Source organism: Erwinia sp. Leaf53, from assembly GCF_001422605.1.
Lineage (GTDB): Bacteria > Pseudomonadota > Gammaproteobacteria > Enterobacterales > Enterobacteriaceae > Erwinia.
Window position 1 is genome coordinate 479,849 of sequence record NZ_LMLK01000021.1, and the last position, 9,139, is coordinate 488,987.

Annotated in this window: 10 protein-coding genes; 4 read left to right on the forward strand and 6 right to left on the reverse strand. The window is 63.6% G+C overall.

Annotated features, from left to right (window positions below):
• Nucleotides 1-7: 7 nt before the first annotated feature.
• From bioD to bioB, 4 genes are read right to left on the reverse strand one after another with little or no spacing between them, the layout of a single operon-like run.
• A complete protein-coding gene (bioD, locus tag ASF13_RS13860) occupies nt 8-676 on the reverse strand; it encodes a dethiobiotin synthase (RefSeq protein ID WP_056237134.1) in 669 nt (222 codons plus the stop codon).
• Entirely contained in the window at nt 669-1,421 is a 753-nt protein-coding gene (gene bioC, locus ASF13_RS13865; protein ID WP_056237135.1) for a malonyl-ACP O-methyltransferase BioC, read from the reverse strand. Before bioC ends, bioD begins: the two co-directional genes overlap by 8 nt.
• Nucleotides 1,402-2,556: an 8-amino-7-oxononanoate synthase gene (gene bioF / locus ASF13_RS13870; protein ID WP_056237137.1), complete on the reverse strand. Its 1,155-nt coding sequence runs from the start codon at nt 2,554-2,556 to the stop codon at nt 1,402-1,404. Before bioF ends, bioC begins: the two co-directional genes overlap by 20 nt.
• Nucleotides 2,556-3,587 carry a biotin synthase BioB gene (gene bioB / locus ASF13_RS13875; protein ID WP_056237139.1) on the reverse strand — a complete coding sequence of 344 codons (1,032 nt, stop codon included), beginning with the start codon at nt 3,585-3,587 and terminating at the stop codon, nt 2,556-2,558. The genes bioF and bioB overlap by 1 nt, the downstream gene beginning before the upstream one ends.
• 88 nt (nt 3,588-3,675) lie before the next feature.
• On the opposite strand from bioB, the gene bioA reads away from it, so the two are divergent.
• On the forward strand, nt 3,676-4,965 hold the full coding sequence (bioA, locus tag ASF13_RS13880) for an adenosylmethionine--8-amino-7-oxononanoate transaminase (protein ID WP_056237141.1): 1,290 nt from the start codon (nt 3,676-3,678) through the stop codon (nt 4,963-4,965).
• Nucleotides 4,966-5,296: 331 nt separating this feature from the next.
• Nucleotides 5,297-6,346, forward strand: a complete 1,050-nt coding sequence (locus tag ASF13_RS13885; RefSeq protein WP_056237143.1) for an NADP-dependent oxidoreductase — start codon at nt 5,297-5,299, stop codon at nt 6,344-6,346.
• Between the two features lie 397 nt (nt 6,347-6,743).
• Here ASF13_RS13885 and ASF13_RS13890 read toward each other — a convergent pair whose 3' ends face one another.
• On the reverse strand, nt 6,744-7,145 hold the full coding sequence (locus ASF13_RS13890; protein ID WP_056237144.1) for a type II toxin-antitoxin system VapC family toxin: 402 nt from the start codon (nt 7,143-7,145) through the stop codon (nt 6,744-6,746).
• The gene (locus ASF13_RS13895; protein ID WP_056237146.1) at nt 7,146-7,376 is read right to left on the reverse strand and encodes a hypothetical protein; all 231 of its coding nucleotides are present in this window, start codon (nt 7,374-7,376) and stop codon (nt 7,146-7,148) included.
• A gap of 527 nt (nt 7,377-7,903) precedes the next feature.
• Here ASF13_RS13895 and ASF13_RS13900 point away from each other — a divergent pair.
• Nucleotides 7,904-8,119 carry a hypothetical protein gene (locus tag ASF13_RS13900; protein WP_056237148.1) on the forward strand — a complete coding sequence of 72 codons (216 nt, stop codon included), beginning with the start codon at nt 7,904-7,906 and terminating at the stop codon, nt 8,117-8,119.
• Between the two features lie 237 nt (nt 8,120-8,356).
• Nucleotides 8,357-9,139: esterase/lipase family protein (locus ASF13_RS13905; protein WP_369814375.1), on the forward strand; the 783-nt coding region annotated here is incomplete at its 3' end.

Genomic DNA, 9,139 nt, shown 5'->3' on the forward strand with positions numbered 1-9,139 from the left:
TGTCCCGTCAGGGTAACGACAGATATCTGCCAGCGGCCTCACGTTCGCCGCCTGCAAGGTGCGGGATCTCCCCCAGCAGCGGCGCGGGCAGCAGCCGGGTCAGCGTGGCGAGATACTCGCGGTGGCGTGTCCCGGCGGGCTGAATACCGTTAGCGATCCAGCCCGCCAGCGGCAGCCCGCTGGCCATCACCGCCTGCGCGGTCAGCAGCGCGTGGTTAATGCAGCCAAGTTTTATCCCCACTACCAGCACCACCGGCAGCCGCTCCTGCACCACCCAGTCGGCAAAGGTGGCGGTCTCCGAGAGCGGCGTCAGCCAGCCGCCGGCCCCTTCGGTCAGCACCCACTCGGCCTGCTGCTCAATCCGCCGCAGCCCGGCGGAGAGCTGCGTAAAGTCGATCGGCCGTTGCTCTTCCGCGCTGACGATATGCGGCGAGGTCGGCTCGGTAAACGCCAGCGGATTCACCCACTCGTACGGCAGGCTGACGCTGCTGTGGCGCTGCAGCGCCAGCGCATCCTCGTTACGGATGCCTTCAGAGGTCAGCACGCTGCCTGAGGCCACCGGTTTATAGCCCGCACAGCGGTAGCCTGCGGATGCGGCGGCCTGCAGCAGCGCACAGCTGGCGACGGTCTTGCCAACCTCGGTATCGGTTCCGGTTACAAACCAGCGTTCAGTCACGGGTAATCTCTCCTAAAATCAGTTGATAGGTCAGCAGGTAGCCGCGCGCGTCACGTGGCCACACCGCTTCAAGCTGGCGCAGCCGGCGGCGCGACAGCGTCATCGCGCCGCGACCTTCGTGCAGATGGGTGGCACCGATGCCCTTCAGCGAGCGCAGGGCGCCAAGCACGTCCGGGAAGGCCAGCGTCACCGTCAGTGGCCGCAACGTGGCGGCAGGCAGTGCTGCGGCGATCTGCGACGGGCTGAGGAACCGGTTAACCGGCGGCGCCTGGCCCAGCGCCTGCCAGGCCTGCCCGACCTCACACAGCGATCCGGCCGCCACGGTGGAGAACAGCAGCTGGCCGCCGGGCCGGGTCACCCGCCGCAGCTCGCCCAGCGCCTGCGCCAGATCGCTGCACCACTGCACCGCCAGATTGCTCCAGCAGCGGTCAAAGCTGCCGTCAGCAAACGGCAGCGCTTCGATATCGCCCAGCTGATAGCGGCTGGCTACCGCCGCCGCCTGCGCCTGCTGCAGCATCGCCGGCGACAGATCCAGCGCGGTCACCCGGTGGCCGCCCTGCTGCCAGCGCTGGCTGAACCAGCCGGTACCGCAGCCGGCGTCCAGCACCGCCAGCGCCTGTCCGGGGCGCGAAAACGCCAGCAGCCGTTCACCGCACAGCCGCTGCAGCTCCGCGTGCTGGTTGTAGCGCCCCGCCGCGCGGCCAAACGCCGCCGCCACCGCCGGTTTATTCACGATCTGCAGCATGCAGCACCTCCAGCAGGCGGTCGATATCGTCCGGCAGATGGGCGGCGCTGAGGGTGATGCGCAGCCGCGCGGTGCCCGGCGGCACGGTGGGCGGGCGGATGGCGCTGACCCAGCAGCCCTGCTGGCGCAGTCTCGCGGCCAGCGTCATGGCGGCCGCGTCATCCCCGGACAACAGCGGCTGAATGGCGCTGTCCGAGGCGGCCAGCCGCCCGCGCAGTCCGGCGGCCCCGGCGCGAAAACGGGCGATATTCTGCCGCAGGCGCTGGCGGCGTTCGTCGCCCTGCTGCACGCAGGCCAGCGCCGCCTGTAGCGCACAGACCTGCGCAGGCGGCATCGCGGTGCTGTAGATCAGATGGCGGGCAAACTGCAGCAGGTAGTCGGCGGTGGCCTCATCGCACAGCAGCGCCGCGCCGCTGACGCCGAAGGCTTTGCCAAAGGTGACGATCAGCAGCTCGGGCCTGACCCCCTGCTGCTGACAGCTGCCGCGCCCCTGCGCGCCGCAGGTGCCGATGCCGTGGGCGTCATCCACCAGCAGCCAGCCGCCGTGCGCCTGCGCCAGCTGGTGCAGCGCCGCCAGCGGCGCACGGTCGCCGTCCATGCTGAACACCCCTTCGGTGACCACCAGCGTCTCGCCGGCGCAGTCGCCGGCCAGCAGCGTCGCCAGCGAGTCCGCCCGGTTGTGCTGAAAGCGCCGCAGGGTGGCCGGGCTGAGACTGGCGGCCTCCAGCAGCGAAGCGTGGCTGAGCTTATCGGCGAGGATGCGGTCATGTTTACCCGCCAGCGCGTGGATCGTCGCCTGATTGGCGGCGAAGCCGGAGATAAACAGCAGCGCGCGCGGGTAGCCGAGCCAGTCGGCCAGCTCTGCTTCCAGCTCCGCCTGCGGCTGGCGGTAGCCGGTAATATGCGCCGATCCGCCGGCCCCGACGCCATAGCGATCCGCCCCCTGCTGCCAGGCGCGGACGATCGCCGGGTGGTGGCTCAGGCCCAGGTAGTCATTGGCGGAGAAATTAAGATAGTCGCAGCCGTCCACCTGCAGGCTGCGGCCGTCCGCCTGGCCGCTGACGGTGCGCTGGCGATAACGCCCCTGCTCATGACGCGCGCTCAGCGCCGCGTCCAGCCGTTGTGGCCAGCCCATCACAGCGCCGCGTTGTAGTACAGGGCGGTATCGGCGGTCAGCAGCCGGGCGGCCAGCGCCTGCTGCTGCTCGTTATCGCCGGCCTCGGTGGCGGTGTGCTGCGGATTAAGGCCCAGCTTGCGGAACAGCTGCAGGTCTTTGTCCTCCTCCGGATTGGCGGTAGTCAGCAGCTTGCAGCCGTAGAAAATCGAGTTGGCTCCGGCCATAAAACACATCGCCTGAGTCTGTTCGCTCATCTGCTCGCGCCCGGCGGAGAGCCGCACGTGGGAGCGCGGCATCATGATGCGCGCCACTGCGATGGTGCGCACAAAATCGAACGGATCGACGTCATCGTTATCCGCCATTGGCGTGCCTTTGACCTTGACCAGCATATTGATCGGCACGCTCTCCGGCGGCGTTGGCAGGTTGGCCAGCTGCACCAGCAGCCCGGCGCGATCGCTGACCGTTTCCCCCAGCCCGACGATGCCGCCGGAGCAGACCTTGATCCCGGCGTCACGCACGCGGCCCAGCGTGTCCAGCCGCTCCTGGTAGCTGCGGGTGGTGATGATGCTGCCGTAAAACTCCGGCGAGGTGTCGAGGTTATGGTTGTAAAAATCCAGCCCGGCCCCGGCCAGTCGCTGCGCCTGTTCGTCGCTGAGGGTACCGAGGGTCATGCAGGTCTCCAGACCCATCTCTTTCACCCCCTGCACCATCTGCTCCAGGTAAGGCATATCGCGATCGTGCGGGTTTTTCCACGCCGCGCCCATGCAGAAGCGGCCGGAGCCGGCGGCCTTCGCCTTACGCGCCGAGCTGAGCACCTCCTGTACCTCCATCAGCCGCTCTGACGCCAGCCCGGTTTTGTAACGGGCGCTCTGCGGGCAGTATTTGCAGTCCTCCGGGCAGGCTCCGGTTTTGATCGACAGCAGCGTGCTGACCTGCACCTGGCGCGGGTCAAAGTGCTGACGGTGGATCTGCTGCGCCTCGAACATCAGTTCGAGAAACGGCTTATCAAACAGCGCCTGTGCCTGAGAGAGGGTCCATTGTGTTGCCATTGCTTGCTCCAAAAAAGTCTGTCATTTGTCTTCACGGCCTGGTTATACTTGTAAACTAAATTTTTTATTTTTGGTTTACAAGTGATTTATGACCCCAGACGATCTCGCCTTTGACCGTGACCATATCTGGCACCCCTACACCTCGATGACCCGCCCCCTGCCCTGTTATCCGGTGGTTGCCGCCAGCGGTACGTCGCTGACGCTGGCCGACGGCCGCCAGCTGACCGACGGTATGTCCTCGTGGTGGGCGGCGATCCACGGCTACAACCACCCACGGCTCAACCGGGCGCTGCAGGCGCAGATGGCGGAGATGTCGCACGTGATGTTTGGCGGCATTACCCATCCGGCGGCGGTGGCGCTGTGCCGCCGGCTGGTGGCGATGACCCCGGCCGGGCTGGAGTGCGTGTTTCTGGCGGACTCCGGCTCGGTGGCGGTGGAAGTGGCGATGAAAATGGCGCTGCAGTACTGGCAGGCGCGCGGCGAAAAGCGTCAACGCTTCCTGACCCTGCGCCACGGCTATCACGGCGACACTTTTGCCGCGATGTCGGTGTGCGACCCGCAGAACTCGATGCACAGCCTGTACCAGGGCTACCTTGCAGAGCAGCTGTTTGCCCCGGCGGACTGCCGCTTTGACCAGCCATGGCGCGAGCAGGACGCCGACGCGCTGGAGCAGCTTATCGTCAGCCATCACCGCCAGCTGGCGGCGGTGATCCTCGAACCGATCGTGCAGGGGGCAGGCGGCATGCGCTTCTACCATCCGCGCTATCTGCTGCGCGCGCGCGAACTGTGCGACCGCTTCGGTCTGCTGCTGATCGCCGATGAGATCGCCACCGGGTTTGGCCGCACCGGCAGGCTGTTTGCCTGCGGGCACGCCGGCATCGCGCCGGATATTCTCTGCGTCGGCAAGGCGCTGACCGGCGGCGCGATGACGCTGTCCGCCACCCTGACCACCCGCCGGGTGGCGGAGACCATCAGCAACGGCGCGGCGGGCTGCTTTATGCACGGTCCGACCTTTATGGGCAATCCGCTGGCCTGCGCGGTGGCCAGCGAGAGCCTGGCGATACTACAGGAGAACCACTGGCCGGCGCAGGTGGCGGCGATTGAGCAGCAGCTGCGCGACCAGCTGCTGCCGCTGCGGGATGCGCCGGAGGTGGCCGACGTGCGCGTGCTTGGCGCGATTGGCGTGGTGGAGACCCGGCGGCCGGTTGACATGGCGGCGATGCAGCAGTTCTTTGTCGAACAGGGGGTGTGGATCCGCCCGTTTGGCCGGCTGATCTACCTGATGCCGCCGTATATCATCACGCCAGAGGCGCTGACCCGGCTGACGGACGCCATCGCGCAGGCGGTGGCGCGTGCGGCGCTGTTCAGCGCTGGCTGAGCCTTACTGCGGCCCGGGTGACTGGCAGTCGTGCTGACTGAGCCTCGCTGCGGCCCGGGTGACTGGCAGTCGTGCTGTCTGAGCCTCGCTGCGGCCCGGGTGTCTGGCAGTCGTGCTGACTGAGCCTCGCTGCGGCCCGGGTGACTGGCAAAACCGTGGGCATCTGCCTGCGGCTTGTTCTGCCCGTTTCAGCAGGATTCAGCGAGGCGCAGGAAGCAAACGCCGTGCTTCGCGCAGTAGCGCAAGGAAACTCCGCGGCAGATGCACTACGCTTTAGCCAGCAAAAAGTCGGCAATACGGCCGACGCTTTTCTGGCTAACCGGAGGTTTTCATGCCGCAGGACCGACAAACCAACCGCCGCATCGTACTGGCATCCCGCCCGCACGGCGCGCCCACCGCCGCCGACTTCCGCGAGGAGGCGCAGCACCTGCCGACGCCAGGCCAGGGCCAGCTGCTGCTGCGCACCGTGTGGCTGTCGCTTGACCCCTATATGCGCGGGCGGATGAGCGATGCGCCCTCTTACGTGCCGCCGCTGGCGATTAACGAGACCATCTGCGGCGGTACGGTGTCGATCGTTGAGCAGTCACAGCACGCCGATTTCAAACCCGGCGACTGGGTGCTGAGCTACAGCGGCTGGCAGGATTTTGCGCTGTCTGACGGCAGCGGGCTGGTGAAGCTCAGCGGCCCGGTGTTGCAGCATCCGTCGTGGGCGCTGGGCATGCTGGGGATGCCGGGCTTTACCGCCTATATGGGGCTGCTGGATATCGGCAATCCGCAGCCGGGCGAGACGGTGGTGGTAGCCGCCGCCACCGGTGCGGTAGGTTCGCTGGTCGGTCAGATCGCTAAAATCAAGGGCTGCCACGTGGTGGGGATTGCCGGCGGCGCGGCCAAGTGCCGTTACGCCGAGGACGTGCTGGGCTTCGACCGCTGTCTGGATCACCGCGACCCGAACTTTGCCCAGCAGCTGAGCCGCCACTGTAGCGAAGGGATCGACGTTTATTTTGAGAGCGTTGGCGGCGCGGTGTTTAACGCGGTGCTGCCGCTGATGAACACCAGAGGCCGTATTCCGGTGTGCGGGCTGATCGCCGATTATAACCGTACCGCGCCGTCGGCCGGTCCGGACCAGCTGCCGCTGTTGCAGAGCGCGATCCTGCGCAAGCGGCTGCGGGTGCAGGGCTTTATCATTACCCAGGACTATGGCCATCGCTTCGATGAGTTTTTCCGCCAGATGAGCCAGTGGGTGGCGCAGGGGCGGCTGCAGTTCCGCGAGGATATTGTCGACGGGCTGGACAATGCGCCGGAGGCGTTTATCGGTATGCTTGAGGGGAAAAACTTCGGTAAGGTGGTGATCCGCGTGGCCGGGGATAAGCCTGCGCCGTAATCTGCGCCAGTGAAGCCTTGTTACTGCAGGAAAGATTATCGCGTGCGCGGTATGCGGCAGTGGAGCCTCGCTGCAGGATCGGTGGCCGGGTGCGCGGTATGCGGCAGTAAAGCCTCGCTGCAGGATCGGTGGCCGGGTGCGCGGTATGCGGCAGTAAAGCCTCGCTGCAGGATCGGTGGCCGGGTGCGCGGTATGCGGCAGATCGCCGGGTCGCCGTGAACCCCTCCATGGGGGCTCGGATGCCGCATCCTTGCGGCATACGCCCGGCTAACCTGTCCCCATACCGCACACCCCTTCAGGCTGTAGTGTTGCGGTCCTAAGGCCTCGCTGCGGGATCGGCGGCCGGGTGCAGGGTATTTGGCGCTGCGAGGGCGGATCCGGTGACTCCCGGTGGCGATCACCCGTTAGGGATTACCGTGATGTAGTCGCCTACGCTGTTAATCAGTTTATCGTCGCCGGTGAGCAGCGGCAGCCGGTTGTAGTGGGACTGGGCGACAATCAGGCGGTCGAAGGGATCTTCGGAAACGCTTTCTGGCAGATGGGTAACCTCCAGCAGGTGTTCACCGTTGATCGGCAGTTCGAACAGGCCGGCTTCGAACAGGCCCATTCTGAATTGTTCCGGGTCGACGATGAAGCCGGGCTGGTTGAGACGGCTTTTGATCACCACTTCCCAGATGCTGGCCGCGCTGTACCAGAGGGTTTTATCGGTATCTTCAAGGATGTGGGCCACCGTTGGCGTTAAGCGCGCCGGCGCGTAGGCCATATAGAGCAGTACGTTGGTGTCGATTAAAATATCCATTTATGCGTATTTCCCTGCAAACATTGCCAGAATATCCAGGCTGCCCATCTCGTCAAACCAGGCGGGAACCGCCCCTTTTCCTTTGAGAAAGCCCAGTTTACGTTTAGGTTTTTCAGCCTGTTCAGCCAGAAACCTGATGCCGCGAAACGACGCCGTATCGGCTAAAAAAGGCGCAATAACGCGGGCCAACTCCCGGCTGATGTCATCTCCCTTAAGCTTACGCTTTGCCATGCTTACACCTCCCTGATTGCGGTAATTACAGACACTACCCGCGCCGTGGTTATAAAACCAGCAGCCGTCGGCAGTAATTGTGCGAAATGGAATGGTCGTTCAGAAAATGATGTAACTGATGCAAAACAGTAAAGCCGTAGCCGGCCTGTAGCGCATCTGCGGTGGCCGCCACCGGCAACAGAAACAGTTTAGGCGGGGATCGCCCTGATGCCCGTCAGTTAAGACTGGCTGGCATTTTTTTCCTTTTACTAACGGATGATTAAAGCGCGACTTCTTCATCCCTCTTGCGAATGATCGTTCCCGTCGCCCCGACAGTATTACTGGCCGCATTCTTATTTCGGCATCGTTGACCAGCACCCGGATCTTTCCCAATACCGCTACGGGACTAAAAGATAGCAATGCATCCTTTTACTGTCGTGTTCTGTGATCGACTTAACGGCCAGCTCTGAAAAAAAGCATTTACACACCATCGTGCACAGGGTCAGAGCTGATACCGTTTTCGGCTAATAATAACAGGAGGTTAACGCATGGACGACAATGAAAACCGCTCTTATCATCGCCCGATCTGGGATGATAACGGGCAGGTTTATTTCGAGATCCCTTTCCATCCGAAAGAAAAAAATCACGTGGCGGTCTGCCTTAAGCCGCCGGACAAAGTGATCCCGGTGATTTTTATTCCGGGGGTGATGGGGTCAAACGCCTTTCCATCCGAAAGAAAAAAATCACGTGGCGGTCTGCCTTAAGCCGCCGGACAAAGTGATCCCGGTGATTTTTATTCCGGGGGTGATGGGGTCAAACTTGAAAAATGAGGACGGTGAGGTCTGGCAGTTCAGCGTTCCGTCGCTAAAAAAATGGCCGCTTGCCAACGCAAAAACAAGAAAGCGGCTTCTGGATCCAAAGACCACGACGGTTGACGACAGCGGCGCCATTTTTAACGACGACGCGGACGGGAAGAAATTTCCCTCCCGGCGGGAAAGGGGATGGGGCAGCGCGTTTTACAAAAGGATCCAAAGACCACGACGGTTGACGACAGCGGCGCCATTTTTAACGACGACGCGGACGGGAAGAAATTTCCCTCCCGGCGGGAAAGGGGATGGGGCAGCGCGTTTTACAAAAGCTACGGGGAGGCGCTCGACCGGCTGCAGTACCTGCTCAGTGACGACGACATCCTGACGGAAAATCACTTCAGGGAAGCGCAGCTGCAGACGGCGCGACAGCGCTTTACCGGCGTCAGGATAGGCGACGAGCCGGCGGACCAGGTGCTGACGAAAGAAGAAGCGGCACACGGCCACCGGTTTTTATTTCCGCTGCACGTTTTTGGTTACAACTGGCTGCAGTCCTGCGCTGATTCGGCGGCACTGCTGGGAGCCTTTATCCGCAGCGTGCTGGGACAGTATTACTACCGCCTGGCAGTGAACAAAGTCATTCTGGTCAYCCACTCAATGGGGGGGCTGGTGGCCCGGCACTACTCGGAGAACATGAACGGACGGGAAAACATCCTGGGGATGGTGCACGGCGTGATGCCGGACCTGGGCTCACCGGCGGCGTACCGGCGCATGAAAACCGGCGAGCGCGGCATTACCGGGATGATTATCGGCGACAGCGCAGAAAAGCTGATGCCGGTGCTGGCCCAGTCCCCCGGTCCTTTACAGCTGCTGCCGGGCGGTGCTTATGGTCCCGGCTGGCTGAAAATCGAGAGCAGCGGTGCCCGGCTGTCCCTGCCGGAGGATGATCCGTATGAGGAAATTTATCTGAACAAGACG